This is a genomic window from Micromonospora sp. CNZ295, assembly GCF_004217535.1.
The window spans coordinates 515,673-540,856 of sequence record NZ_SHKZ01000001.1 but is presented as its reverse complement, the minus strand read 5'-3'; the positions used below and the strand labels follow the sequence as shown (position 1 = coordinate 540,856).

Annotated in this window: 20 protein-coding genes; 11 read left to right on the top strand and 9 right to left on the bottom strand. The window is 73.6% G+C overall.

Features of this window, described 5'->3' with window-relative positions; all coding sequences use genetic code 11:
• Window positions 1-178: 178 nt before the first annotated feature.
• From EV376_RS02505 to EV376_RS02495, 3 genes are read left to right on the top strand one after another with little or no spacing between them, the layout of a single operon-like run.
• Window positions 179-1,834: an AMP-binding protein gene (locus tag EV376_RS02505; RefSeq protein WP_130320538.1), complete on the top strand. Its 1,656-nt coding sequence runs from the start codon at window positions 179-181 to the stop codon at window positions 1,832-1,834.
• Window positions 1,827-2,078 (top strand): glutaredoxin family protein, encoded by a 252-nt coding sequence (locus EV376_RS02500; protein WP_130320537.1) that lies wholly within the window; start codon window positions 1,827-1,829, stop codon window positions 2,076-2,078. The genes EV376_RS02505 and EV376_RS02500 overlap by 8 nt, the downstream gene beginning before the upstream one ends.
• A gap of 25 nt (window positions 2,079-2,103) precedes the next feature.
• Window positions 2,104-2,754, top strand: a complete 651-nt coding sequence (locus tag EV376_RS02495; RefSeq protein WP_130320536.1) for an HAD hydrolase-like protein — start codon at window positions 2,104-2,106, stop codon at window positions 2,752-2,754.
• A 2-nt stretch (window positions 2,755-2,756) separates the two neighbouring features.
• On the opposite strand, the gene EV376_RS02490 is transcribed toward EV376_RS02495, so the two are convergent.
• Window positions 2,757-3,398: a response regulator transcription factor gene (locus EV376_RS02490; protein WP_130320535.1), complete on the bottom strand. Its 642-nt coding sequence runs from the start codon at window positions 3,396-3,398 to the stop codon at window positions 2,757-2,759.
• Window positions 3,399-3,422: 24 nt separating this feature from the next.
• Window positions 3,423-4,727 carry a sensor histidine kinase gene (locus EV376_RS02485; protein WP_130320534.1) on the bottom strand — a complete coding sequence of 435 codons (1,305 nt, stop codon included), beginning with the start codon at window positions 4,725-4,727 and terminating at the stop codon, window positions 3,423-3,425.
• Between the two features lie 365 nt (window positions 4,728-5,092).
• Here EV376_RS02485 and EV376_RS02480 point away from each other — a divergent pair, with 365 nt between their 5' ends.
• From EV376_RS02480 to EV376_RS02455, 6 genes are all read left to right on the top strand, one after another.
• A complete protein-coding gene (locus tag EV376_RS02480) occupies window positions 5,093-5,863 on the top strand; it encodes a redox-sensing transcriptional repressor Rex (RefSeq protein ID WP_130320533.1) in 771 nt (256 codons plus the stop codon).
• Entirely contained in the window at window positions 5,860-7,224 is a 1,365-nt protein-coding gene (locus EV376_RS02475) for a glutamyl-tRNA reductase (RefSeq protein WP_130320532.1), read from the top strand. The genes EV376_RS02480 and EV376_RS02475 overlap by 4 nt, the downstream gene beginning before the upstream one ends.
• The gene (gene hemC, locus EV376_RS02470) at window positions 7,221-8,189 is read left to right on the top strand and encodes a hydroxymethylbilane synthase (RefSeq protein ID WP_130320531.1); all 969 of its coding nucleotides are present in this window, start codon (window positions 7,221-7,223) and stop codon (window positions 8,187-8,189) included. Before EV376_RS02475 ends, hemC begins: the two co-directional genes overlap by 4 nt.
• Entirely contained in the window at window positions 8,186-9,766 is a 1,581-nt protein-coding gene (locus tag EV376_RS02465) for a bifunctional uroporphyrinogen-III C-methyltransferase/uroporphyrinogen-III synthase (RefSeq protein ID WP_130320530.1), read from the top strand. The genes hemC and EV376_RS02465 overlap by 4 nt, the downstream gene beginning before the upstream one ends.
• Window positions 9,767-9,780: 14 nt before the next feature.
• On the top strand, window positions 9,781-10,764 hold the full coding sequence (gene hemB, locus EV376_RS02460; protein ID WP_130320529.1) for a porphobilinogen synthase: 984 nt from the start codon (window positions 9,781-9,783) through the stop codon (window positions 10,762-10,764).
• Window positions 10,765-11,028: 264 nt separating this feature from the next.
• A complete protein-coding gene (locus EV376_RS02455) occupies window positions 11,029-11,547 on the top strand; it encodes a helix-turn-helix domain-containing protein (RefSeq protein WP_130320528.1) in 519 nt (172 codons plus the stop codon).
• 57 nt (window positions 11,548-11,604) lie between these two features.
• On the opposite strand, the gene EV376_RS02450 is transcribed toward EV376_RS02455, so the two are convergent.
• The 3 genes from EV376_RS02450 to EV376_RS02440 form a co-directional block, all read right to left on the bottom strand.
• Window positions 11,605-14,883, bottom strand: a complete 3,279-nt coding sequence (locus EV376_RS02450; protein WP_130320527.1) for a lamin tail domain-containing protein — start codon at window positions 14,881-14,883, stop codon at window positions 11,605-11,607.
• A gap of 92 nt (window positions 14,884-14,975) precedes the next feature.
• Complete coding sequence (locus EV376_RS02445) at window positions 14,976-15,992, bottom strand: GNAT family N-acetyltransferase (RefSeq protein WP_130328493.1); 1,017 nt, start codon at window positions 15,990-15,992, stop codon at window positions 14,976-14,978.
• Between the two features lie 72 nt (window positions 15,993-16,064).
• Window positions 16,065-17,378 (bottom strand): lytic murein transglycosylase, encoded by a 1,314-nt coding sequence (locus EV376_RS02440; RefSeq protein WP_130320526.1) that lies wholly within the window; start codon window positions 17,376-17,378, stop codon window positions 16,065-16,067.
• A 38-nt stretch (window positions 17,379-17,416) separates the two neighbouring features.
• On the opposite strand from EV376_RS02440, the gene EV376_RS02435 reads away from it, so the two are divergent.
• Window positions 17,417-17,632 (top strand): FmdB family zinc ribbon protein, encoded by a 216-nt coding sequence (locus EV376_RS02435; protein ID WP_130320525.1) that lies wholly within the window; start codon window positions 17,417-17,419, stop codon window positions 17,630-17,632.
• Window positions 17,633-17,785: 153 nt separating this feature from the next.
• Entirely contained in the window at window positions 17,786-20,623 is a 2,838-nt protein-coding gene (locus EV376_RS02430; protein ID WP_486482494.1) for an ATP-binding protein, read from the top strand.
• 119 nt (window positions 20,624-20,742) lie between these two features.
• Here EV376_RS02430 and EV376_RS02425 read toward each other — a convergent pair whose 3' ends face one another.
• From EV376_RS02425 to EV376_RS02410, 4 genes are all read right to left on the bottom strand, one after another.
• Window positions 20,743-21,285 carry a phospholipase gene (locus tag EV376_RS02425; protein WP_130320524.1) on the bottom strand — a complete coding sequence of 181 codons (543 nt, stop codon included), beginning with the start codon at window positions 21,283-21,285 and terminating at the stop codon, window positions 20,743-20,745.
• A 173-nt stretch (window positions 21,286-21,458) separates the two neighbouring features.
• Window positions 21,459-23,117: a family 10 glycosylhydrolase gene (locus EV376_RS02420; protein ID WP_130320523.1), complete on the bottom strand. Its 1,659-nt coding sequence runs from the start codon at window positions 23,115-23,117 to the stop codon at window positions 21,459-21,461.
• A 210-nt stretch (window positions 23,118-23,327) separates the two neighbouring features.
• On the bottom strand, window positions 23,328-24,344 hold the full coding sequence (locus EV376_RS02415; RefSeq protein ID WP_130320522.1) for a glycoside hydrolase family 43 protein: 1,017 nt from the start codon (window positions 24,342-24,344) through the stop codon (window positions 23,328-23,330).
• Window positions 24,341-25,183 (bottom strand): carbohydrate ABC transporter permease, encoded by an 843-nt coding sequence (locus EV376_RS02410; protein WP_130320521.1) that lies wholly within the window; start codon window positions 25,181-25,183, stop codon window positions 24,341-24,343. Before EV376_RS02410 ends, EV376_RS02415 begins: the two co-directional genes overlap by 4 nt.
• Between the last annotated feature and the right edge of the window lies 1 nt (window position 25,184).

The window sequence follows — 25,184 nt, the reverse complement described above, 5'->3', positions numbered from 1 at the left end:
TCCGCTGGCCGTGTAGGTGGTTCGCGCCGACCGCTCGGCCGAGGGTGGGTCGGTGTGTCGGACGGCTCGGGTGTGTCCTGTGGACGGGACCGATGGTGTCACAGCGGACCGCCTGACTGGTCCCGTGGACGGGACCGAACGGGTCGGCTCGATCCAATCCGTCGACGCAGCTCGATCGATGACCCGCGCATCCGGTCCGTTCCGGCATGGCCGGGCACCTCCCGCTGTGCCAGACTCAGCGACCGTGCAGGACGCAACCGGAGGCACCGCGACGGGCCTCGCCGACCGGCTCCGCCGAGCCGCCGCCGCCCACGGCGACCGTGCCGCGCTGCACTGGCGCGGAACGTCCCTGACCTGGTCGGAGCTGGACGCTGCCGTGACCGCCACCGCGTCCGCGCTGGCGTCGCAGGCGGCAACCGCCGACCGGCACCCACCCCGGATCGCGATCGCGCTCGGCAACACGCCGGACTTCGTGATCAGCTACCTGGCCACGCTGCGCGCCGGGCTGGTCGCGGTGCCGGTCAACCCCGGCCTCACCGCACCCGAACTGGCCCACGTGCTGACCGACTCGGGCGCGTCCGTCCTGATCGGCACTCCGCAGGTGAGCGACCGGGTCGCCACCGTGGCCGACGCGCTGCCCACCCGCACCGCCGTGCACACCGCGCCGCCCGGCGCCGACGGTGCCGGGGACTTCCCCGCCCGGGGCGGTGCGGACCTGGCGGTCCTGCTCTACACGTCCGGCACCGGGGGGCGGCCGAAGGGAGCGATGCTGTCGCACCGGGCCCTGGCCGCCAACCACGAGCAGGTCGCCCGGATCGAGCCGCCCGTGGTCGGCCCGGACGACACGGTGTTGCTCGGGTTGCCGCTGTTCCACGCGTACGGGCTGAACTCGGGGCTCGGCGCGGTCGTCCACCATGGCGCGACCGGGGTGCTCGTCGACGACCTCGGCGCCGACGCCGGGCTCGCCGAGATCGCCCGGCACCGGGTCACCGTGCTGGTCGGCGTACCGTCGATGGTCACGGCCTGGTCCACGGCGGACGCCGCCGCGCCGCTCGCGTCCGTGCGGGTCGCGGTCTGCGGCGCGGCGCCGCTGGAGCCGGCCGCCGCGGCGCGCTTCGCCGAGGTCGCCGGGCGGCCGGTGCATGTCGGCTACGGGCTGACCGAGACCGCGCCGGTGCTCACCTCCACCCTCGTCGGCGGCGAGCCGAAGCCCGGCTCGATCGGCCGTCCGCTGCCCGGGGTGGAGCTGAGGCTGGTCGCGCCGGACGGGACGGACCTGTGGCGGAACGGTGCGGCCGTGCCCGACGACGACGCCGACGAGCTGGTCGTGTCCGACGTCGCGCCGGGCACCGATCCCGGGCAGATCGTGGTGCGGGGGGCGAACCTGTTCTCCGGGTACTGGCCGGACGGGCGGGGCGGGCCGGACGCCGAGGGCTGGTGGGCGACCGGCGACGTGGCGTACGCCGACGACGACGGCGACCTGTTCCTGGTCGACCGGATCGGCGATCTGATCCTGGTCAACGGCTTCAACGTCTACCCCCGGGAGGTGGAGCTGGTGCTCGACCGGCACCCGGGTGTGGCGGAGTCGGCGGTACTGGGTGTGCCGCACCCGCGGACCGGCGAGACTGTGCACGCGTACGTGGTGCCGACGGCGGGGCAGGAGGTGACGGTGGCGGAGCTGCTCGGGCACTGCGCCCGCAACCTCGCCCGGTTCAAGTGCCCGACCAGCGTCGAGTTCGTCGACGAGCTGCCGCACTCGGCCATCGGCAAGGTCCGCAAGACACTGCTCCGGTCCCCGGCCGGGGCCGGCACGACGGAGGAGACCCATGCGTGAACCCCGCCTCACCCTGCTCACCAGGCCCGGCTGTCACCTCTGCGAGGACGCGAAGGCGGCGATGGACCGGGTGGTGGCGGTCACCGGGGACCGCTGGGTCGAGAAGGACGTGACCGGCGACCTCGAGCTGGAGCGGGAGTACGGCGACCGGCTCCCGGTGGTGCTGCTCGACGGCAAGGAGCACGGCTACTGGCGGGTCGAGGAGGAGCGCCTGCTGCGCGACCTCACCACCCCCCAGCTCTGACCGCGCCGCCGGTAAGGTTGCCGCGATGACCACCCCTGCGTACCCGCACCTGGTGTGGGACTGGAACGGCACGCTCCTCAACGACCTGGACCTCGTCGTGGCGGCCACGAACGCGGCCTTCGCCAGCGTCGGCGGGCCGGCGGTGACCGCCGACGAGCACCGGGTCCGGTTCCGCCGGCCGATCGCGGACTACTACGCGGAGGTGCTCGGGCAGGCGGTCGACGACGAGGCGTTCGGCCGGCTCGACCGGATCTTCCACGACGCGTACCGGAACGGGCTGACCACCTGCGCGCTGGCGCACGACGCGGTGGAGGCGATGTCGTCCTGGCCCGGCGACCAGTCGCTGCTGTCCATGTGGTTCCACCACGAGCTGGTCCCCACCGTGCGCACCTACGGGCTGACCGGCCACTTCCTGCGGGTCGACGGGCTGCGGGCGGAGATCGGCGGGGACCGCAAGGCCGAGTCGCTGGCCCGGCACCTGGCCGAGCTGGGCGTGGCCGGTAGGGACGTGGTGCTGATCGGCGACTCGCTCGACGATGCCGACGCGGCCCGGTCGGTCGGTGGTCGCGCGGTCCTCTACACCGGTGGCTTCACCGACCCCGGCCGGCTGCGGGCCTCCGGCCACCCGGTGGCCGAGACCCTCAGCGAAGCGGTGAAGCTGGCCCACAACCTGTAGCCTCAGGTGCGGAGGTAGGTAAGGACGGCCCGGACCCGGCGGTGCTGCTCCGTGTCGGGCGGCAGGTCGAGCTTGGTGAAGATGTTGCGGACGTGCTTCTCGACCGCGCCGTCGCTGACCACCAGGTCGCGGGCGATCGCCGTGTTCGAGTGCCCCTCGGCCATCAGCGCGAGCACCTCGCGCTCGCGTGGGGTCAGGTTCCGCAGCGGGTCGTCGCGGCGGCGGCGGGCGAAGAGCTGGGCGATCACCTCGGGGTCCAGGACGGTGCCGCCGGTGGCCACCCGCTCCAGCGCGTCGAGGAACTCGCCGATGTCGGCCACCCGGTCCTTGAGCAGGTAGCCGATCCCGGCGCCGGTGGCGAGGAGGTCGTCGGCGTACGACACCTCGACGTACTGGGACAGCACCAGGATCGGCGTCCGGGGCACCCGGCTGCGCGCCTCCACCGCCGCCCGCAGGCCCTCGTCGGTGTGTGACGGCGGCATCCGGACGTCGACGATCGACACGTCCGGCCGGTGCGCCGCCACCGCCGTCACCAGGGCGTCCCCGTTACCGACGGCGGCCACCACCTGGTGATCGCGTTCGGTGAGCAGCCGGACCAGCCCCTCCCGGAGCAGGACGGCGTCGTCGGCGATCACGATCCGCATGGACGGATGTGTACCACGGGCGGCTCACAGCGGGAGCTCCGCCCGCACGGAGGTGGGGCCGCCGGCCGGGCTGGTCACCGTGAGCCGGCCACCGGCCGCACGGACCCGGTCCGCGATGCCGGCCAGCCCGTGCCCCTTGGCCAGGTGCGCGCCGCCCTGGCCGTCGTCGTCGACGGCGACCCGTAGCCGCGGCCCGTCCCGTTCCACGATGACCCGACACTCGGTGGCCCGGCTGTGCTTCGCCACGTTGGTGAGCGCCTCGGCGACCACGAAGTACGCCGTGCTCTCCACGGCCGGGTCGAGCCGACCGCCCGGCCCGCCGAGCGCGGGGTCGACCCGCAGCTCGATCGGGATCAACCCGCGCCCGGCCAGCGCCGCGAGCGCGCTCGGCAGCCCCCGGTCGACCAGGACGGGCGGCGCGATGCCCCGGGACAGCGCGCGCAGCTCGGCGAGGGTCTCCCGGGTCTGGCCGACGGCCTCGTCGAGCGTCCGGCGGGCCGCCTCCGGGTCGGAGGCGAGCTGCTCCCGGGCCCGGCTGAGGTCCATGGCGAGCCGGACCAGCCGCTGCTGCGGCCCGTCGTGGATGTCCCGCTCCAGCTTGCGCAGCGCGCTCGCCTCGGCCGAGACGGCCGCGCGCTTCTGCTCCTCCAGCGTGGTGATCCGGTTGCGCATCTCGGCCACGCCGGTCAGCAGGGAACGGGCCAGGCCGGCCTGCACCCGGGCGCAGGCGCGGGCCACCAGCGGCAGGGTGAACAGGGCGAAGACGCCGATCGCGGTGTTCAGGAAGATGCGGGCACCCGGGCCGTCGCCCATCCCGAGGAGCTGGCTCAGGTCCTGGTCGCCCGGGCCGCGGGGGATCGCCCAGTCGTACGCGCCGTAGAGGGTGCCGGTGAGCGCGAGCACCCACCAGACGAGCAGCACCACGAAGGTCGGCAGCGCCGCCAGCAGCTTGCCGAGGGCGTGCAGGAGATCGAGCCAGGACTGCGGGTCCCGCATCGGCACCAGGACCCGGCGCCGGAGGCCCGCGCCCGGCTCCGGCGTCCGGTAGACGGGGCGGACCCGGGGCTGGTGCAGCACGGCGGGGAGCCGCAGCCGCTCGATGTCGGCCAGCACCCGGACGCCGTACAGCGTGCCGGCGAGGACCGGGAGGCCGAGCGTGGTGACCAGCAGCGCGACGCTGAGGGCGATCCCGGCGACGGACAGCGCGAAGCCGGCCACGGCCAGGGGCAGGCCGACCAGCACGTAACCCGAGTCGCGCAGGAGCTGGCGGACCAGACTGCGGGCGGGGGTGCCGGGGGAGGGCGCGGTGGCGGCGGGTACGGCGGTCATGCCACGAGGCTACGGAGCGGTACCGCCCGGTCCCATCCCGTAAGCCGCCCGCTGGCTGGTGGTGCTGGCCCTACCTTCGAGGATGTGGCACGACGCGCCCGCGCGCGATTGGTCAGAGAAGTCGTAATTGAGCAATAATCGCCGTGCGGCGTGGGCGAGAGCCGCCGGATCGATCTTGGGGAACGGAGGGGCTGGTGACGCCGCGTTGCACGCGACCAAGATCGCGATTTGTGCGTGTCTTCACAAGCGCCTACCCTGTAGTTCCGACGCGCCCTGCTAGCACAGCCGGCAACCTCGGTCGCCAGCGGGAGTCCCGACGCGGCCGACCCGCGGAGTTGGCCCAGGATCGCACCGCACGGAGTCTCATGAGTCAGCACCGCCCGCCAGGTGGGCCCGACCGCCCCGTTGCCGTGCCGGCGCTGCCGGACCTGCCGGAGGCGACCGTCGCCCGGCTCCCCGAGTACCTCCGCGCCCTGCACAACCTCGCCGAGGCCGGCCACGAGACGGTGTCCAGCGAGGGGCTGGCCAGCGCCGCCGGGGTGAACTCCGCCAAGCTCCGCAAGGACCTCTCGCACCTCGGCTCGTACGGCACCCGGGGCGTCGGCTACGACCTGGCCCTGCTGATAGAGCAGATCGAGTACGTGCTCGGGCTCACCCAGCGCCGATCGGTCGCCCTGGTCGGCGTGGGTAATCTCGGTCACGCCCTGGCCGGTTACGACGGCTTCGCCACCCGCGGCTTCCGCATCGCCGCGCTCTTCGACGCCGACCCCGCCCGGGTCGGTGAGGAGATCAACGGCCTGGTCGTCCGGCACGTCGACGAGCTGTCCCGGATCGCCGCCGAGGAGTCGATCGCGATCGGTGTGATCGCCACCCCGGCCGCCGCGGCGCAGCGGGTCGCCGACCAGTTGGTCGCCGGGGGCGTGACGAGCATCCTGAACTTCGCGCCCTGCGTACTCTCGGTGCCGGACGGGGTCGACGTGCGCAAGGTCGATCTCGCGATCGAGCTGCAGATCCTGTCCTTCCACGAGCACCGCAAGGCGTCCCTGACCGCGCTTCCCGCCGCCGGCGGCTCCACGCTCACCGCCCTGCCCGGCGGGCTCGCGATCACCGACCCGCAGGAGGCGACCGGCACGTGAAACTCATCGTCGTCGGCGCGTCCTACCGCACCGCCCCGGTCGCCACGCTGGAACGGCTCGCGGTCGCGCCCGCCGACCTCACCCGCACCCTGGACCGCCTGGTGGCACAGCCGTACGTGACCGAGGCCGTCCTGGTCTCCACCTGCAACCGGGTGGAGGTCTACGCCGCGGTGTCCGGTTTCCACGGCGGCCTCGGCGACATCTGCGCCGTGCTGGCCGAGCAGGCCGGCTGCCAGCCGGCGGCCCTCGCCAACAACCTGTACGTGCACTTCGACGCCGCCGCGGTCGACCACGTCTTCCGGGTCGCCGCCGGGCTGGACTCGATGGTGGTCGGCGAGGCGCAGATCCTCGGCCAGCTCCGGGACGCGTACCACTGGGCGTCGGGCGCGGACACCACCGGCCGGCTGCTGCACGAACTGATGCAGCAGGCGCTGCGGGTGGGCAAGCGCGCCCACTCCGAGACCGGCATCGACCGGGCCGGGCAGAGCGTGGTCACCGCGGCCCTCGACCTCGCCGCCGAGCTGCTCGACGGCGACCTGGCCGGCCGCCCGGCGCTGGTCGTCGGCGCGGGGGCCATGGGCTCCCTGGGCGTGGCGACCCTCTCCCGGCTGGGCGCCGGCCCGCTCACCGTGACCAACCGCGGCGCCGACCGGGCCGTCCGGCTGGCCGAGTCGTACGGCGCCGCCGCCGCCCCGATGGCCGAGCTGACCGGGGCCCTCTCCACGGTGGACGTCGTGGTCGCCGCCACCGCCGCCACCGAGGCGGTCCTCACCCGCGACGTGGTCTCCCGGGCGCTCGGCGGACGGGACCGGGATCGCGGGCCGCTGGTGCTGCTCGACCTCGCCGTGCCGCGGGACGTCGAGCCCGGCGTCGCCGACCTGCCCGGCGTCGAGGTGATCGACATCGACCGGATGGCCGCGCTGGTCGCCGAGGGGCCGGCCGCGGCCGACGCCGCCGCCGTGGAGCGGATCGTCGTCGGCGAGGTCGACGCCTTCCTCACCTGGCTGCGCGGCGCCGATGTCGCGCCGACCGTGGCCGCCCTGCGCGGCCGGGCCGACGACGTGGTCAGCGCCGAGCTGCGCCGGCTCGCCCAACGCCGCCCCGACCTGACCGACGACCAACGCGCCGAGGTCGCCCGGACGGTGCACCGCGTCGTGCAGCGCCTGCTGCACCAGCCCACCGTGCGGGTCCGGCAGCTCGCCGCCGAGCCCGGCGGCGACCAGTACGCCGCCCTGCTGCGCGAGCTGTTCGACCTGGAGGTACCGCAGACCTCGCCGGTCGACACCGTCCCCGACGTGGTGGACGTAGCCACCCGGGAGGTCGGCGTCGACGACCTCCCGCCCACCGGAGGTGAGCGATGAGCAGGCCCCTGCGCCTCGGGACCCGGGCCAGCGCCCTGGCGATGGCCCAGTCCGGGCACGTCGCGGAGGCGCTGACCGCCGCGACCGGCCGCCCGGTCGAGTTGGTCGGGGTGGTCACCGCCGGCGACCGCTCGAACGCCCCGGTGCACCGGCTCGGCGTCGGCGTGTTCGTGTCCGCGCTGCGCGACGCGCTCACCGCGCGCACCATCGACTTCGCGGTGCACTCGTACAAGGATCTGCCCACCGCGGCGGCGCCCGGCCTGCACGTCGCGGCCGTGCCGCCCCGGCAGGACCCGCGCGACGCCCTCGTCGCCCGCGACGGCCGTACGCTCGCCGAGCTGCCGCCCGGCGCGCGGGTCGGCACCGGGGCGCTGCGCCGGATCGCCCAGCTGCACGCGCTCGGGCTGCAGTTGGAGGTCGAGCCGATCCGGGGCAACGTCGACACCCGCCTGGCGCGGGTGCTCGGTCCGGAGGCCGACCTGGACGCGATCGTGCTGGCCCGGGCCGGGCTCGCCCGGCTGGGCCGGACCGAGCTGATTACCGAGACGCTCGATCCGATGCTGATGCTGCCGGCGCCCGCACAGGGCGCGCTGGCCGTGGAGTGCCGGATCGACGACCAGGACATGGTCGAGATGCTCGCCCTGCTCGACCACGCACCGTCCCACTCCGCCGTCGTCGCGGAGCGGGCGCTGCTGGCCACCCTGGAGGCCGGATGCAGCGCACCGGTCGCCGCCTACGCCGAGCTCGCCGAGGGCGACTCGGGTGAAGAGATCTACCTGCGCGGGGCGGTGATCAGCCCGGACGGCATCCGTGACCTCCGACTGTCCCGCACCGGAACGCCCGCCGACGCGGCGGAGATCGGCAAGGCCCTCGCCGCCGAACTCCTCGACCTCGGCGCCGACTCGATCCTCGGCCAGGAAGGACACACCGGCCCGGGGACCCAGCAATTTGGGAGCACAGAATGACCCGCACCCGTAAGCCCGTAGGCCGCATCGCGTTCGTCGGGGCCGGTCCCGGCGACCCGGGCCTGCTGACCCGCCGGGCGCACGACGCCCTGGTCGACGCCGACCAGGTGGTGTACGACCGGGGAGTCCCCGAGTCGCTGCTCGACGTCGTCCGCGCGCAGGCGAAGGAGGACGCCCAGTTCAGCCCGGCCGAGGGCGCGCCGGGCGACGTGGCGAAGGTGCTGATCTCGGCGGCGCGGTCCGGGCTGAACGCGGTGCACCTGGTCGCCGGTGACCCGTTCGGCCACGGGTCGGTCGTCAAGGAGGTGCAGGCGGTCGCGCGTACCGCCGCGCACTTCGAAGTGGTCCCGGGCGTCGGGCAGGCCGAGGGTGTGGCGACGTACGCGGGAGTGCCGCTGCCGGGCGTGCGTACCGCCGCCGACGTCGAGGACGTCACCACGCTGGACTTCGAGGCGCTGGCCGCCGCCGTCGCGCGGGGCTCGCTGGCGCTCGCGGTGGACGCCGGTGACCTCGCCGCGATCCGGGACGGGCTGCTCGCCGCCGGAGTGGACGGCGCGACCGCCGTGGGTGTGACCGGTGACGGCACGGGCGAGACGCAGTACACGACCACGTCGACCGTGGACTCCTTCGTCGCGGCGGCGCTCGGCTTCACCGGCCGGGTCGTGCTCACCCTCGGCGACGGGGTCGGCCAGCGGGACAAGCTCAGCTGGTGGGAGAACCGCCCGCTGTACGGCTGGAAGGTACTCGTACCCCGGACCAAGGAGCAGGCCGGCGTGATGAGCGCCCGGCTGCGCGCGTACGGCGCCATTCCCTGCGAGGTGCCGACCATCGCGGTCGAGCCGCCGCGTACCCCCGCCCAGATGGAGCGGGCGGTCAAGGGCCTGGTCGACGGCCGGTACGCCTGGGTGATCTTCACCTCGGTGAACGCGGTTCGGGCGGTCTGGGAGAAGTTCGCCGAGCACGGCCTCGACGCCCGGCACTTCGGCGGCGTCAAGATCGCCTGTATCGGGGACGCGACCGCCGACGCGGTCCGGGCGTTCGGGATCCAGCCGGAGCTGATCCCGTCCGGGGAGCAGACCTCGGAGGGCCTGCTGGCCGAGTTCTCGCCGCACGACGAGGTCCTCGACCCGGTCGGCCGGGTGCTGCTGCCGCGCGCGGACATCGCCACCGAGACGCTCGCCGCCGGGCTCACCGAGCGCGGCTGGGAGGTCGACGACGTGACCGCGTACCGCACGGTGCGGGCGGCGCCGCCGCCGGCCGAGATCCGCGACGCGATCAAGTCGGGTGGGTTCGACGCCGTGCTCTTCACGTCGTCGTCGACCGTCCGGAACCTGGTCGGTATCGCCGGGAAGCCGCACGCGCGTACCGTTGTCGCGGTCATCGGGCCGAAGACGGCGGAGACGGCCACGGAGTTCGGCCTGCGGGTCGACGTGCAGCCGCCGCACGCCTCGGTCCCCGACCTGGTGGAGGCGCTGGCCGCCTACGCCGTCGAGCTGCGCGAGAAGCTCGCCGCCATGCCGGCGAAGCAGCGCCGCGGCTCGAAGGTGCAGGGGCCGACCGCGCTGAGGTTCCGCTGACCCTGGAGGTTCCCGTGCCGTACCCCGACATCCGGCCCCGCCGGCTGCGCCGCACCGCGGCGCTGCGGCGGCTGGTCTCCGAGACCCGCGTCGACCCAGCCGAACTGGTCGTGCCGATGTTCGTCAAGGAAGGGCTCACCGAGCCGCGGGCCGTGGCGTCGCTTCCGGGGGTGCTCCAGCACTCCCGGGACTCGCTGCGCAAGGCCGCCGTCGAGGCGGTGCAGGCCGGCGTCGGCGGGATCATGCTCTTCGGGGTGCCCGCGTCGCGCGACGAGCGCGGGTCCGGCGGCGTCGACCCGAACGGGATCCTCAACCTCGCCATCCGGGACGTCGTCGCCGAGGTGGGCGACGCGACCGTGGTGATGAGCGACCTCTGCCTGGACGAGTTCACCTCGCACGGGCACTGTGGCCTGCTCGCCCCCGACGGCTCGGTGGACAACGACGCCACCCTCGCCGCGTACGCCGAGATGGCGGTGGCCCAGGCCGAGGCCGGGGTCCACGTGGTCGGCCCGTCCGGGATGATGGACGGGCAGGTCGGCGTGGTCCGCCGGGCCCTGGACGCCGCCGGCCACCAGGACGTGACGATCCTGGCGTACGCCGTGAAGTACGCCTCCGCGTTCTTCGGCCCGTTCCGGGACGCCGTGGAGTCGGCGCTCGACGGCGATCGCCGCGCGTACCAGCAGGACCCGGCGAACCTGCGGGACGCCCTGCGCGAGGTCGAGCTGGACGTCGCCGAGGGCGCCGACATCGTCATGGTCAAGCCGGCGCTGCCCTACCTCGACGTGGTCGCCGCGGTCCGGGCCGCGGTCGACGTCCCGGTCGCGGCGTACCAGGTCTCCGGCGAGTACGCGACGGTCGAGGCGGCCGCCGCGAACGGCTGGATCGACCGGGAGCGGGTGATGCTGGAGACGCTGACCTCGATCCGTCGAGCGGGCGCGCAGATCATCCTCACCTACTGGGCGGTCGAGGCCGCGGGGCTGCTCCGCCAGCGCTACTGAACCCGGACGCTCACCCCCTCCGCACCGGGCCGTCGGCCGCGGCTCTCGCTGCCGACGTGCCCTCCCGCTTCATCGCCTTTGCTCTGCTTCAACCCGCGCACCAAAATCGAGCTCTTTCCGTTGCGTGGAGTGAAGCAGAGCAAAGGCGACGAACGAGGGTGCCGAGGTCGATGCTGGTGCGCCGTCGGTCGACTACAGGGCGGTTGTCCACAGGTTCATCCACAGGGGTTGCCTCACCGGCCGTCCAGGTCGGACAGTCTCGGCATGACCTTTTCCGCCGCTCTGCCGGACAGCTTCAACCCGCCGGACACCGGGCCCACCCTGGGCCCGTTCCCTGTTCAGGGCCTGGTCCGCCGGGCTCGGCGCATCCTCGGCCTGAGCCAGCACCGCATGGCCCGGTTCGCCAAGGTCGCGCCGTCGACCGTGGCCCGGGTGGAGGCCGGCACCCTGGCACCCAGCCTCGCGGTGCTGGAGCGGCTGCTGGGAGCGGCGGGCCTCTACCTCGTCGTGGTCGACCAGAAGGGCCGGATCGTGCAGCCGATGGCGGTCTGGGACGACACGAGGGACGGTGCCGGTCGGCGTTACCCGGCCCACCTCGACACGATCCTCGATCCCGAGCCGGGCGAGTGGTGGGCAGACATCTACGGCCTGGCCCGTCCGCCCGAGACGTACCACCGCTGCCCGGTGGAGCGGGAGATGCGGCGGCGCCTCAGCGTGTGGGAGGTCCGGGTCGCCCAGAACCGGGCCGTACCCCGACCGCCGGACCCGGACCGGTACGGCTGACGGCCCGCCGGCCAGGCGGATGCCCTGGCCGGCGGGCCGTCGTCGAGCGGACCGGCGTCAGTCGTCGTTGACGATGGTGCCGGTGCCGAGCGGGTCGGCCAGGCGCAGCCCCGGAATGCCGGCCACGAGCAGCGTCAGCCTCTCGTCGGCCTCCCGCTTCCGGTCACCGCGCACGGACACCGGGAACGTGAGACTCCTCTGGCCGGCGGCCAGGGTCCGGCAACCGACGTACGGCTCGTAGTCCGAGCCCGACTGCGCGGTCGTGCCGTAGGTCGCCGCGCAGACCAGGACCGGCTGGGACAGCGGCCGCGAGACGGTGACGGTGAAGGTGAGCTGGGAGCGACCCTTGTCGCCCTCGACCACGGACGCGTCGGCCACGCTCAGCGAGGCCCGCGAGCGGAACCGGGCCACCTGCGGGTCGTGGTCGCTCGAACCGCGGCTCCCGTCACCCGTGTGCTCGGCCGGCCAGTCCGCGTTGATGTGGGCGGCCCGCATCTCCACCAGGTCGCCGTGCAGCGCCTCGTTCACGAACAGGTGGTCCAGCGTCTGCGCCTGCCCCTCGAAGCTGTACGAGTACGCGGACGACGGCGCGTCGGCGAGCAGGTCCTCCCACAGGTTGCGCAGCCCCGCCCCGTACAGCGGGCCCAGCTGGTCCGACGGGGTGGGGTCGGCAGCCGTGGCGATGGGATCGTCGGGGCGGGGGAAGACGTTCAGGTCCCCGCCGTACACCACCCGAGCGTGCGGGTCCGACGCCTCGATCGCGGTCACGATCGCGGCGCCGTACGCGGCCTGCTCCCGGCGCTGCCCGACCCGGCTGTCCGGCCCGGACGAGTAGTGGTTGCTGGCCGCCCACACCGTGAACCGCTCGGTCGAGCCGGGCGCGGCGGCCACGGTGAACTTGCCGAGCTGCGGCGCGCGGGTGAAGACGTTGTCGCCGTCCCGGCCGGTGGAGGTGTCCACGTCGGACGGCAGAACGGCGTTGAGCGCCTTCGGGTTCTGCACGTCCGCGTTGGACGGCAGGCCCGGCGCGCGGTACTGGACGGCCGGTGACGAGCCCAGCAGCGGGTCGTCGCCGGTCGCCTCGGCCAGCGCGACCCGATCGGTGCGGTAGAGGAACGCCGAGGTGATGCCCCGGTCGTCCGCGCCGGTCCGGTCGTACGCGGCCGCGTAGGCGGGGCCGCCGGCGGCCGCGATGGTGAGCGCCAACTCCTGGAGGGTGTCCGGCGCGCCGTCGGCGTCGTTCGTGGAGCCACAGACCAGCTCGGCGCCCTCGACCGTGCAGATGTCCTGGTCCTCGGCCTCCTGGACGAGGATCAGGTCGGGGGAGTGCAGGTCGGTGGTGATCTGGTCGGCGAGCGCGGCGAGCTGATCGCGGTACTCCTGCTCGCTGCCCGGCACGTAGTCGAACGGCGGGCGCACCCCGGTGCAGCCGGCGTTGCCGGCGAAGTCGCAGCCGTCGAACGGGTCGTCACGGTAGTCGTACAGGTTCTCCACGTTGTACGCGGCGACCGCGAACTCCTCCGACCGCTTGGCCGGCTTCGGCGGGTTGTTCCGGGACGGGTCGGTGCCGGCCGCGAAGGACGCCGACTCGACCTGGACCCCGTACTTCTCGAAGGAGTAGTACAGGGCGCCCACCGCGTCGGCGGTCAGGGTGTCGAAGGTGTGCGCGGGCGGCAGCAGGGCGCTGCTGTCACCGGTCGTGCCCTTGACGCCCATGCTGCCCAGCATGATCCGCTGGCCGTTGCCGTCGTCGAAGGTACGGGTCGGATCGTTGTCCAGCGGGTGGGCGTCCCGGAAGACGCGGCGGGCGTACGGGTCGGTGCGGTCGAGCAGCGTGTCGTCGCGGTCCACGAGCCACGTCTCGGCGTCGGCGGTGGAGGCGAACACGTTCCGCCCACTCACCGCGCCGCTGCCCGCGCGCACCCGCAGGCGCGCGCCCTCGTGCCGCTCCCAGAAGCGCTGCGCGTCGGCCAGGTCGGCCGGCGGCACCGCGTCGGTCACCGTGACCACGGCGTCCACGTCCAGGCCCGAGGCCACCCTGCGGACCAGCGAGGCGCTGGAGAGCTGCGTCATGTTGAAGTATTCGGAGACGCGGGCACGGAGCACCACCTCGTCACCGACCGTCGGCACGTACCCGCCGATGAGGGAGGTGAAGGAGCCCATGAAGACGAAGATGCCGTCCGAGCTGGTGGGGTCGCCGTCGGTCGCGTCGGCTCGGCTCTGCAGGAAGAAGCCGTGCTGGTCCCGGCCGGACGAGTCCCGCGCGAGGGTGCGCTGGGTGATCACGCCGCGGACGTCGTACAGGCTGCTGCTGGTGCCGTTGCCGCTGGCGGGCGCGAGCGGCGAGCGGTCGGCCGCATCGGACTCGGCGTCGGTGGTCGGGCCCTGCACCTCGCCGACGGTCAGTTCCCGCGTCACCTGCACGGAGAGGGTGCAGGTCGCGGTGGTGCCGCCGGCGTCGGTCGCGGTCACGACCACGGAGTACGCCCCGGCGGCCAGGTCGGCGCTCGCGCTGACGGTGGCCCGGGCGGTGCCGCCCACCGCGTCGGCGGGGGTGACCGCCGTCCGGCTGATCGAGCCGGTGGCCGGTGCCGGGGTGACCGACGTGACGGCCAGGTCGACGATCCGGTCGTCCGGGTCGGTCGCGGTGACCTCCCGGGCCGCCGCCGTGCCGGACCCGACGACCAGGGCGTCGCCGCAGGTGACCGTCGCCGGTACGTCGACCGGCCCGCCGCCGTCCACGGTGTGCGCGCCGAGCCCGTCGACCGTGTCGGTCAGGAAGCCGGCCCACTGGGCCGCCGGGTCGAACGCGTCCGTCGGGTCGGTGTCGCCGGTGGTGACGGCGCCCAGGCGGCGCAGCGTGTTGTCGGCGGTGCTGGTCAGGCCGGTGCCCCACTCGGTGCCGGGGTCGACGCCCACCTGGCCGATCGAGTCGAGCACGGTCTCGCCGCGGCGCAGCACGACCGCGTCGTCACCGTTGAACAGACCGGCGCCGGTGGTCTGGTCGGCCTGGGCGAGGATCGCCGCGTTCGCCGACGAGTGGGCGAACACGAAGACGTCACCCGCCGCGACGGTGCCGGTCAGGGCGAACGTCGACGGCGTGGTGGAGCCGTTGAAGTAGAGCAGCAGCTGGTAGCCGCCGGCGGCCAGGTCGACCGGCGCGGCGGTGCCGTTGAAGAGCTCGATCGCCTTGTTGTTGGACGAGCCTTCGACGTACTCCGAGATGAACAGGTCGGTTGGCGCGGCGCTGGCCGCGCTGGGGGCGACCCCGACGGCCGTGACGGTCACGGCGGCGGTGGCGGTCGCGAGCGCGGCGAGTGTGCGACGCGGGCGCATGGAGCCTCCACGGTGGGTGGACGGGAACTAACGCACGTTAAGGGGCGCGGTTGACCGCCGTCCATCCCCCGACGGACCGTTTCGTGAACTTCTCAGCGGGCGGCGTCGAGCCGGTGCACCAGCTCGGCCACGTCGACGCTGTATTCGCACCACTCCCGGTCGGGGCGGTAGCCGAGCTCGGCGTTGACCTTGAGCATCGCCTCGTTGGCCTGGGCGTTCCAGGTCTGGACCTCGGTCAGCTGCGGCTCGGCCGACCGCAGCTCCAGCAGCATCCGCGCCTTGATCGCCCGGTCGATGCCGTACCCGCGGTGGTCCTGCCCGACGATCGTGTCGTACTGGTCGGCGCGGGTCGGGTGCTGCGCCGGTACCACCACCTCGGTCAGGCCGGCCACCGCACCGGTCTGCTCGTGCTGGGCGAGCACGATGTACGGCTTCATGCCCCGCCGGTGCAGGCAGTCGAGGCTGTCGCGCAGTCGCTGCGGATCGTACGAGCTGGGCCGTAGTTCCCCGTCCTCGACGTCGCGCACCTCGGCCTTGGCCCGCGCGTACGCCTCGATCAGCTCGTCCGGCGGCCCGCCCGGATGGAACTCCAGGTGGTAGCCCGCGCCGACACCGCCGGCCATCTCGCCCAGCTCGGCCCAGTCCACCGTCGCCAGGTCCAGCACGCTGCGGGTCTCCACGTACTCCTTGGTGAAGCCGAGTGCCTCGTAGAAGGCGACCGACGGGGTGTCGCCGACGACCTCCACGCCGATCGACTGGAAGCCCTCCTGGTAGACCCGGCGGGCGGCCGTCCGGACCAGCTCACGGCCGAGGCCGTCGCGGCGCGCCGACGGGTGCACCAGCACCTCGAGCACGCCGATGTCGCCCAGCAGCAGCACGTGGACCTGCCCCAGGATGGGCCCCGGTGTGCCGTTGACCGCCGGTTCCTCCTGGGCCACCCAGGAGATCCGCCGTTCGCCCGGCATCACCTCGGCCAGATATTCCCGCAGGGAACTCTCCTGCCACGGCGGATCCTGCGGGAGATCGACCGCCAGGACCGCGTTCAGCGTGTCCAGCAGCGACGCGATCTCGGCGGACGACGCGTTCCTGGGGTCCCACTCGCGCACCATCACCCGTCTAGCTTGCCGCTAACGGCTGCCCGGGGGAAGTGTCCAGTTCTCCAATGTACGCGGACGATCACGTCACGTACGGCTGGCCTGCCCGTACTGGTTGGCCTTGTCGAAGACGTCCTGCGCGTACCGCCGCACGTCGTTGTACGACAGGATGGCGTTCCACCAGTCACCCGCGATGGTCAGGTTCCGACCGCCCTTGCACAGGTAGTTCGCGGCGGCCAGGGCGGCGTCGTCGATGTCGTGCGGGTCCTTGCGGCCGTCGTTGTCGGCGTCGGCGCCGACCTCCTGCCAGGTGGTCGGGATGAACTGCATCGGCCCGATCGCCCGGTCGTAGGTCGTGTCCCGGTCGAGGGTCCCGCGGTCGGTGTCGCGGATCAGCATCCGGCCGCCCTGCCCGTCCAGCGGCTGGCCGATGATCTCGGGGGTGGCCCGGCCGTCCGGCCCGAGCTGGGCGTTGTTGGCCTGGCCGTGCGCGGACTCGACGTGCCCGATCGCGGCCAGCGTGGTCCAGCTCAGCCCGCAGCTGCGGTTGGTGCTGGCGAGGACCAGCTCGGCGTAGCCGTACGCCTGCATGGCCACCGGTGCGATCCCGACCTTGGGGCCGATCTGCGCGGCCCACCCGGCGAGCGCGTCGGCGGGCCGGCCGGTGCCGGGCGGCGGGACGACGGTGCCACCCGCCGGCGGCGTGACCGAGGGGCCGCCGAGCGGAGGCGTGGTGCCGGGCAGCGGCGCGCCCGGAACCAGCGTCGGCGCGGACGCGGTCGGCGCGCCGGCGCTGGCGTCCACCGCGACCGGCCGGGAGCGCACGGCCGCGGGCACCAGCAGGGCGCCGGCCGCGGCGGTCGCGGCGACCAGGAAGAGCAGGAAGACGCCGGGCAGGGTGAGCCGGCCGCTGGGGCGCCGCGACCAGTCGCGGACCGAGCGGGCCGTGCCCGCCGCCAGCCGCCGGGGCGACATGGGTACGGCGTGCGCGAAGGGGACCCGGCGCCGCCGGGCTCCCGCGAGCGGATCCGGGGTGGCCGTCCCGGCCGGGTCGACCTTGGTCACCGTCAGGTCGTCTCCGGTACGCGCCGGTTCACCGGCGGCCGGGTCGGAGCCCGCCGGCGCCGGCACACCGGTGGCGGTCCCGCCGTCCGGGGCCGTCTCGGCGGTCCCGCTCTCCGCGGTGGTCGAGGTCCCGCTCTCCGGGGTGGCCGCCGGTGCGGACCCGTCGCCCGGGGGCGTCTGCGGCCGCAGCCACGGCCGCCGGGGACGGGGCACGGACGTGGCCGGCTCGTCCGGCGCGGCACCGGATCCGGCGAGTGGCCCGTCGGGCGGCGCGGCCGGTCGCAGGGGCCGAAGGGTCTGCCTGTCCTCGCCGTCCACCCGTCGAGTATCACCCATGTTCCGTCGGGCGTCCGGACCGGTCGTACGCTGGAGTCATGCCCCGGTACGAGTTCCGCTGCCGCGCCTGCGGCGACACCTTCGAGGTCAACCGTCCGATGGCGCGTGCCACCGAGCCGGCCCCCTGTCCGCAGGGGCACCACGACACCGTGAAGCTCCTGTCCACTGTCGCGGTGACCGGTCGCGGTGGTGCCGGTGCGGCCGGCCCGGCGCCGGCCGGCGGTGGCTGTTGTGGCGGCGCCTGCGGCTGCTGAGACGGACTCCCGGTCCGCCAGCATCCCCGCGGCGCTTGCCCGCACGTGCACGTAGTGGCACGTTGGGGCGGAACCGGGCCGGCCGTTCTCACGATGCGTGACGGCTCGGGTTCAGGCAGCATGAACCCGACGTCACGGGCGGAGGTTCCACGCATGTCGCCACGGATCCACCTCCCGACCGGGTGGGTGACCTTCGTCTTCACCGACATCGAGGGCTCGACCCGGCTGGCTCAGCTGCTCGGGCCCGACTACCGGCCGGTGTTGCGGGAACACCGGCGCCTGCTGCGCCGGACGATCGCCGCCACCGAGGGAGCGGAGCTGCTCACCGAGGGGGATTCCTTCTTCCTCGCCTTCGGGGACGCGTCCGCCGCGCTGACCGCCTGCCTGACCGCCCAGCGGGCTTTGACCAGCCACGAGTGGCCCACCCCGGACGCGGTGCCCCGGGTGCGGATGGGCCTGCACACCGGTTGGGCGGAGCCCCGCGACGGTGAGTACGCGAGCCCGGAGGTGCACCGTGCCGCCCGGGTCGCCGCCGCCGCGCACGGTGGGCAGGTGCTCTGCTCCGCGGCGACCGCCCGGCACGCCGACCCGCTGCCGAGCGGCGCCTCCCTGCTCGACCTGGGCCTGCACCGGCTACGCGGCTTCGACGACCGGGAGCGGCTGTTCCAGCTCGTCGCGCCCGGCCTGGAGCGGCAGTTCCCGCGCCCGCGCACCGCCGACGCGGTGGCGCACAACCTGCCCACCCAGATCACGTCGTTCGTCGGCCGGCAGGCCGAACGGGCCGAGCTGCGCCGGCTGGTGGAGGGGCACCGCCTGGTCACGGTGCTCGGGGCGGGCGGTACCGGCAAGACCCGGCTCGCCGTGGAGCTCGCCGCCGACCTGGTGGAGTCCTACCCGGACGGTGTCTGGTTCGTCGACATCGCCACCGTCACCGACCCGGGCCTGGTCGCGTTCGCCATCGCCGCGGTGCTCGGCCTCCGCCCGGAGCCCGGCCGTCCGATGGTGGACACCCTGGTGGAGTACGCGGCCGCCCGCCGGATGCTCGTCCTGCTGGACACGTGCGACGCCCAGCCGTCGGCGTCGGCCGAGGTGATCTCCCGGCTGCTCGCCGGCGGGACGGGCATGCGGGTCCTCGCCACCAGCCGCGAGTCGTTCGGGCTGCCCGGCGAGGTGGTGTGGCGGATCCCGCCGCTGTCGGTCGACCCGCCGGTCGACGGTTCGGAGAGCGACGCGGTCGCGCTGCTGCTGGACCGGACGGCGGCCGCCCGGGGCGGGCGGCAGCCCGACCCGGCGGAGTCGGCCGACCTGCGCCGGGTGGTGCAGCGGCTGGACGGCCTGCCGCTCGCCATCGAGCTGGCCGCCGCCCGGCTGCGGGTGCTCTCGGTCGGGCAGCTCGCCGAGCGCCTCGACGACGTGCTGGGCACGCTCGACGCCGGTCGGGACGATCCGGAGCCGCCGCCGGCCGAGCGGAGCTGGATGGGCAACCAACAGGACACGGTGGACCTGGTGGCGGCGGCGGCCGGGACGAGCCCGCCCAGCCCGGCCACCCGGGCGGTGCAGCGGTCGGCCGCCGAGCGGCACCTCACGATGCAGGCCACCGTCACGTGGTCGTACCGCACGCTCGGCCCCCGCGCCGCACGGCTGCTGCGCTGGCTGGCGGTGTTCGCCGGTCCGGTGGACCTGGCGACGGTGGAGTGGCTGCTCGGGGACGACCCGCTCGATCCGCTGTCGGTGCTGGTGGACAAGTCGATGGTGCTGGCCGAGCCGCACGCGGGGGGCAGTACCTACCGGATGCTCGACCCGATCCGCGCGTACGCGGCCCGCCGGCTGGTCGAGGCGGGGGAGGAGCGGGCCGCGCGGGACCGGCACGTGGCCTGGTCGGCGCACGCGCTGGAGCGGTTGCACCTGGGGCCGGACGGCCGGCCGGTCACCCTCTCGCTGTACGCGCTCGACCCGCTCGCCGGGGAACTGCGGGCCGCGCTGCGCTGGTGTGCGACCGGGGGCAGCGCTCGGCCGGGGCTGGTCCTGGCCGGAGGGCTGGACCAGTGGTGGCGGGAGCGCGGGCTGGCCCGGGAGGGCCGGCTCTGGCTGTCCCGGCTGTACGGCCGGATCGCCGAGACCGGGGAGCGGATCCCCGACGCGGAGCTGGCGGCGGCGTACCACATGCACTCGATGCACGCCGGCGCGGACGGTGAGTTCGCCGAGGAGCTGCGGTTCTCGCAGCGGGCGGAGGAGGCGGCCCGGCAGGCCGCTGACGCGGGCCTGCTGGCCCGGGTCCTGGCCGGCCGGGCGGCCCCGCTGGTCGACATGGGACAGTTCGCCGAGGCCGAGCGGGTGTGCCGGGAGGTCATCGACTGGGCGCACCGGCAGGACGTGATGGGTGAGGCCCTCTTCGCCGTGTTCAGCCTGGCCGAGCTGCTGTGGCGGCGGGGCGCGCTGGACGAGGCGGCCGAGCTGCTGGGAGCGGCCCGGCCGGTCGAGGCGGCCCGCCCGGTGGAGCGGGGCCGCCGCACGGTGGACATGCTGCTCGGCCTGGTGGCGCTGGCCCGCGGCGACCTGATCGCCGCGCACGAACACCTGCTGGTGGCGCTGCGCTCCCGGATGGCGCACGGCTTCCACCGCCGCGCCTGTGACACGTTGCAGGCGATCGCGGTGCGGTGCGCCGCGGGGGGCGACCGGATCACCGCCGCGCGGCTCTTCGGCGCGGCGCAGGCGACGAGGGCGACCCTGCGCTCCAGCCCCGGCATCTACGGGGCGTACTGGGTGCAGCGACAGGCGGAGGTACGGGAGGCGCTGGGCGACGCGGCGTTCGACGGCGCGTACGCCGAGGGCGCGGAGCTGGGCCTGGAGGAGGCGGCGGCGCTGGCGCTCGGGGTGGAGCATCCGGACCTGGCGGCCGACTCGACGCGCTTCGCCACCGGAACCGGCCAGCCGGCTCCCCGCCAACCCACCCCCACCCCCACCCCCACCCCCCACACCGAACACGCCTGAAACCCCCACCCCCCCGGCCACCACCCGGTTGATCAAGAGGTTTTGGTCCGCTGGGGCCGTGCCAGACGGCCAAAACCTCTTGATCAACGCGGGCGAGGGGGGGTGGGGTGGGGGTGGGGTCAGCGGGGGGAGGTGGGGGAGCGGCGTTCGGCGTCGGCCTTCATCTTCGCGGCCCGGTCGATGTCGGCCTGCTGGACGGCGGCGACCGAGCCGAACGTCCGGACGGCCTGGTAGTAGGTCCAGGCGAGGCTGAGGCAGGCGGGCCGGACCACCGAGTTGTAGGTGGCGCAGACCCGCTTCAGGTCCTCGTAGAACGCGCTGTCGAGGCGGGACTCGTGCGACGAGAACACGCCCATCGCCTTGTAGTTGCGGTACCCGAAGTCGTGCCGGTAACAGGAGAGGGTGAAGTTGAACCCGAGTGGGTTGTCCGGGCTGGACGAGCAGTAGTCGGTGGACCAGTCGAAGTTGTAGTCGGCCCAGGCGGCCTTGTTCAGTCGGCCGGCGTTCCAGGCGTTGTAGCTGGTGGCGCTGGTCTGGGTCCAGCTGGACAGGACGGCGAGCTTCTGGTCGCGGGTGACGGCGGCGGCGGGGCTGGCGGCACCGAGCGCGACCAGGAGGGCGAGCCCGATCGAGGTGAACAGGGTGGCGAGACGACGGGACATGGCAACCTCCGCGGGGTGTGCGGACTCTTGGTTACCGGTGGGTCACCGGATGTCGATCAGTGTCGATTAATCGCCCGGTTCCTGGATCTTGTCGTATGAATTATTGGTGACATGAGTTGAAACAGACCAATGCCCCGGACGCCAGTGGCGTCCGGGGCATCGCGGTCGGTGGATCAGAGGACGAAGCGCGGCGGGCTGAGCGAGCTCTCGTTGGCCAGCCGGTCCAGCGCGGTCACGTAGTAGGTGTACCGCTTGCCGGCCTCGGCCGTCGTGTCCACCCAGGACTGCACGTCACCGGGCGTCGCCCGGACCGTGTCCACCAGGTGCGCGGCGTCGGCGACGTCGCACTTCCCGGCCACCTTCAGGCCGTCGAAGCGGTAGATCGCGTACGAGGTGGCGGTGCCCAGCGGGCCCACCCCGTCGGCGGGCTGCCGCCAGCGCAGCCGGATCCCGTCGTCCTGCCGGGCCGCGCCGGTCACCAACGGCATGAGCAGTGGCTTCGCCGGCAGGTGCGACATCGTCGGCACCAGCGCCGGGCGGGAGTAGTGCTCGCCGGCGTAGATGTCGGTCGCGTCGAGCCGGTTGGCCCGTACCTGGACGGCCGAGAAGTGCACGTTGCCCAGGACCTCGGGGTACTGCCGGTTGAGCGTCAGGTGGTCGGACAGCTCGCGCGGGTTCATCCAGAACGAGCCGTACGCCGGGTCGCCGCTCTTGTAGTCGGCCTGTCCGATGTAGAGCTGCACGCGGGTGCCGCGCACCTGCTCGGCCCACCACGGCACCAGCCGGGCGTAGTCCGCGGCCGGGTACTGGCCGATGTGCCAGTAGAGCTGCGGCACCACGTAGTCGATCCACTCCTTCTTGATCCACTTCCGGGTGTCGGCGGAGATGATGTCGTACGACTGGCTGCCGGTGGTGTCCGAGCCCAGCGGGTCGGCCGACTTGTTACGCCAGATGCCGAACGGGCTGACCCCGAACTTCACCCCCGGCTTGGCGGCCTTGACCTTGGTGTTCATCTCCTGGATCAGCAGGTTGATGTTGTCCCGCCGCCAGTCGGCGATGTTCGTGAAGCCCCGGTTGTGCTCGGCGAAGGTCGCGTCGTCCGGGTACTGGTGGGTGCCGCTCGGGTACGGGTAGAAGTAGTCGTCGAAGTGGACGCCGTCGATGTCGTACCGCTTGACCGCGTCGAGCATCGCGGTCTGGACGAACTCGCGGACCTCGGGGATGCCGGGGTTGTAGTAGAGCCGGCTGCCGGCGACGCCGGCCGGCGGGTACGCGAAGACCCAGTCCGGGTGCTCGCGGGCCGGGTGGTTCGGCGCGAGCTTGTCGATGTCGGCGCCGGCGCCGCTCGGTGCCGGCATGGAGACGCGGTACGGGTTGAACCAGGCGTGGAATTCGAGGTCCCGCTTGTGGGCCTCCTCGACGACGAAGGCCAGCGGGTCCCAGCCCGGGTCCTTGCCGCGCTCGCCGGTCAGGTACTCCGACCACGGCTCGTGCGGCGACGGCCAGAACGCGTCGGCGGTCGGCCGGATCTGGACGACCACGGCGTTGTGGTTGAGCTTCTCGGCCAGGTCGAGCCAGCCGAGGTACTCGGCCTTCTGAGCCGCGACCAGGTCCGGGGCGGTCCAGGAGGCCTTGGTGGGCCAGTCGATATTGGTGACCGACGCGATCCACATCGCCCGGAACTGCCGCTTCGGGGTGGCCGGGTCGGTGACGCAGGTGGTGGTGGAGGCGGCGCTGGCCGCGTCGTTCGCCGCGGCCGCCGGTGTCGCGGCGACGAACGCCCCCAGCAGGGCGGCGGCGAGCCCGGCGGCGCCGAGCCGAGTTGCCTTCATACGGTGTGTCCCTTCGTTGGGCCCCGTGACAGGGTTCGACGCGGCCGTCCTCGGCAACATCCGCCGTCGACATCGTGCCGCTGGTAGAAAATTTTCACACCCAGCGTCCGGGCGCAAGGGTCTGTGCCGGATCGATCCGTCCGTCGGATTCCCCGGTCCGCGAAGCGGCGGGCGTCACCGCGCGGAGCGTGACCGGAGCCGCACTCGCCGTCAGGGGCGGGGCTGGGGGGTTGACGTGGGGCCCTTGACCACTGGCTTTCCATCCTCCCAGACCACCTCGTCCAGCCAGACGTGGCGGCCCGGGTCGACCGTGCCCTCCTGGCCCGGTGGCCAGGCGTGGTAGAGCAGCCAGGTGCGGCCGTCCTTGACCACCATCGACGCGTGGCCCGGGCCGGAGGCCGCGTCGTCGCCGCGCAGGATCGGGTTCTCCGGGGCCTTCACGCACGGGCCGGCCGGGCTCTCGCAGACCGCGTAGCCCTCGGCGTACTCGGCCCGGTCGTAGGCGTTGGCGGCGAAGAACAGGTACAGCCGGCCGTCCTGCCGGTGCAGGAACGGCCCCTCGATCAGGGCGCCCTCCCACGGCTCGGTCTGCTTGAGCAGCTTCGCCGGCTCACCGACCAGGGACCGGCCGTCGTCGGCGAGGCGCTGCGACCAGATCCAGGTGTCGACGCCGATGGCGTTGCCGTCGTTCTTCCACAGCAGCCACAGGCTGCCGTCGGTGTCCTGGAACGGACTGGCGTCGATCGCCCCGCCGAGCTCCGCCTGGCAGATCAGCGGCTCGGTCGAGTCGTCCCGGTACGGCCCGGCCGGCGTGCTCGCCACCGCCCGCCCGACGCACTGCCGGCCCGACTCCCGTCCGGCGACCGTGTAGTACAGCACGAACCGGTCCGGGGCCAGCTGGATCACCTCGGGTGCCCAGTTCTTCCCCGGGTCCGCCCAGCCGGGCAGCTCGGGCAGCGCGTCGCCGGCCGGCGTCCAGCTCACCAGGTCGGGGGAGGTGAGCACCGGGACGTTCCGGCCGCCCGCGTTGGTGTGGAACAGGTACCACGTGTCGCCGACCCGGATCGCCTGCGGGTCGGGGGCGTCGGTCCGCACGACCGGGTTGGTGAACATGCGCGCGTCGTCTCCCGTGGTCGAAGGGGTCTCGCCACCGTCGCAGGCAGCGACGAACAGCGCGGCGGCGAGGACCGCCGCCGCACCGCGTCGCCCGGTGGTCCCGGCGGTCATCCCTTCAGCCCGCTGCGCGAGACGCCCTGGATGACGTGCCGCTGGGCCAGCACGAAGAGGATCAGCACCGGCACGCTGGCCAGTACCGCGCCGGCCATGATGACCGGGTAGTCCGTGACGTACGAGCCCTGGAGCAGGCCGAGGCCCGGCGGCAGGGTCAGGTTCTCCGGACTGAACAGCACGAAGATCGGCCAGAGGAAGTCGTTCCAGTTGGTGAGGAACGACAGCACGCCGAGGGTGGCGAGGGCCGGCTTGGACAGCGGCAGCACCACCCGCCAGAAGATCTGCCACTGGCTGGCGCCGTCCAACGTGGCGGCCTCCTCCAGCTCGCGCGGCAGCGACAGGAAGAACTGCCGCAGGAAGAACACCCCGAACGCGCTCGCCGCGCCCGGCACGATCACCACGGTCAGGGTGTCGAGCCAGTTGAGCTCGTCGACGATGAGGAAGTTCGGGACGATCAGCGAGGTCGGCGGGATGAACAGCGTCCCGACGACCAGGGCGAACAGCACGCCGCGACCGCGGAACCGCATCCGGGCCAGGGCGTACGCGGCCATCGAGGCGGTCGCCAGCACCAGCAGCGCGTGCAGCGTGGCCGACACCATGCTGTTGAGGAACCAGCGCAGCACCGGGTTGGCGGAGTTGTCGAGGATCTGCTGGTAGCCGTACCCGGAGACCGGGTCGGGCAGCCACGTCGGCGGGATCTGCTGGGCCCCCGTGTAGGTCTTGAGCGAGGTGATCAGCATCCACACCAGCGGCGTGAGGAAGACCAGGGCGAGCGCCACCAGGGTGGCGTAGAGCGTGAACCGGCGCAGTCCCGCGCCGGGGGTCGCTTTCGTCATC

Coding starts and splice junctions, on each gene's coding strand:
- EV376_RS02410 (WP_130320521.1), bottom strand. CDS start 25,183: ATGACGAAAGCGACCCCCGGCGCGGGACTGCGCCGGTTCACGCTCTAC.
- EV376_RS02450 (WP_130320527.1), bottom strand. CDS start 14,883: ATGCGCCCGCGTCGCACACTCGCCGCGCTCGCGACCGCCACCGCCGCC.
- EV376_RS02445 (WP_130328493.1), bottom strand. CDS start 15,992: ATGGTGCGCGAGTGGGACCCCAGGAACGCGTCGTCCGCCGAGATCGCG.
- EV376_RS02415 (WP_130320522.1), bottom strand. CDS start 24,344: ATGACCGCCGGGACCACCGGGCGACGCGGTGCGGCGGCGGTCCTCGCC.
- EV376_RS02490 (WP_130320535.1), bottom strand. CDS start 3,398: ATGCGGATCGTGATCGCCGACGACGCCGTCCTGCTCCGGGAGGGGCTG.
- EV376_RS02440 (WP_130320526.1), bottom strand. CDS start 17,378: ATGGGTGATACTCGACGGGTGGACGGCGAGGACAGGCAGACCCTTCGG.
- hemC (WP_130320531.1), top strand. CDS start 7,221: ATGAGCAGGCCCCTGCGCCTCGGGACCCGGGCCAGCGCCCTGGCGATG.
- EV376_RS02500 (WP_130320537.1), top strand. CDS start 1,827: ATGCGTGAACCCCGCCTCACCCTGCTCACCAGGCCCGGCTGTCACCTC.
- EV376_RS02505 (WP_130320538.1), top strand. CDS start 179: ATGACCCGCGCATCCGGTCCGTTCCGGCATGGCCGGGCACCTCCCGCT.
- EV376_RS02430 (WP_486482494.1), top strand. CDS start 17,786: ATGTCGCCACGGATCCACCTCCCGACCGGGTGGGTGACCTTCGTCTTC.
- EV376_RS02425 (WP_130320524.1), bottom strand. CDS start 21,285: ATGTCCCGTCGTCTCGCCACCCTGTTCACCTCGATCGGGCTCGCCCTC.
- EV376_RS02420 (WP_130320523.1), bottom strand. CDS start 23,117: ATGAAGGCAACTCGGCTCGGCGCCGCCGGGCTCGCCGCCGCCCTGCTG.
- EV376_RS02485 (WP_130320534.1), bottom strand. CDS start 4,727: ATGACCGCCGTACCCGCCGCCACCGCGCCCTCCCCCGGCACCCCCGCC.
- EV376_RS02480 (WP_130320533.1), top strand. CDS start 5,093: ATGAGTCAGCACCGCCCGCCAGGTGGGCCCGACCGCCCCGTTGCCGTG.
- EV376_RS02435 (WP_130320525.1), top strand. CDS start 17,417: ATGCCCCGGTACGAGTTCCGCTGCCGCGCCTGCGGCGACACCTTCGAG.
- EV376_RS02465 (WP_130320530.1), top strand. CDS start 8,186: ATGACCCGCACCCGTAAGCCCGTAGGCCGCATCGCGTTCGTCGGGGCC.
- EV376_RS02495 (WP_130320536.1), top strand. CDS start 2,104: ATGACCACCCCTGCGTACCCGCACCTGGTGTGGGACTGGAACGGCACG.
- EV376_RS02455 (WP_130320528.1), top strand. CDS start 11,029: ATGACCTTTTCCGCCGCTCTGCCGGACAGCTTCAACCCGCCGGACACC.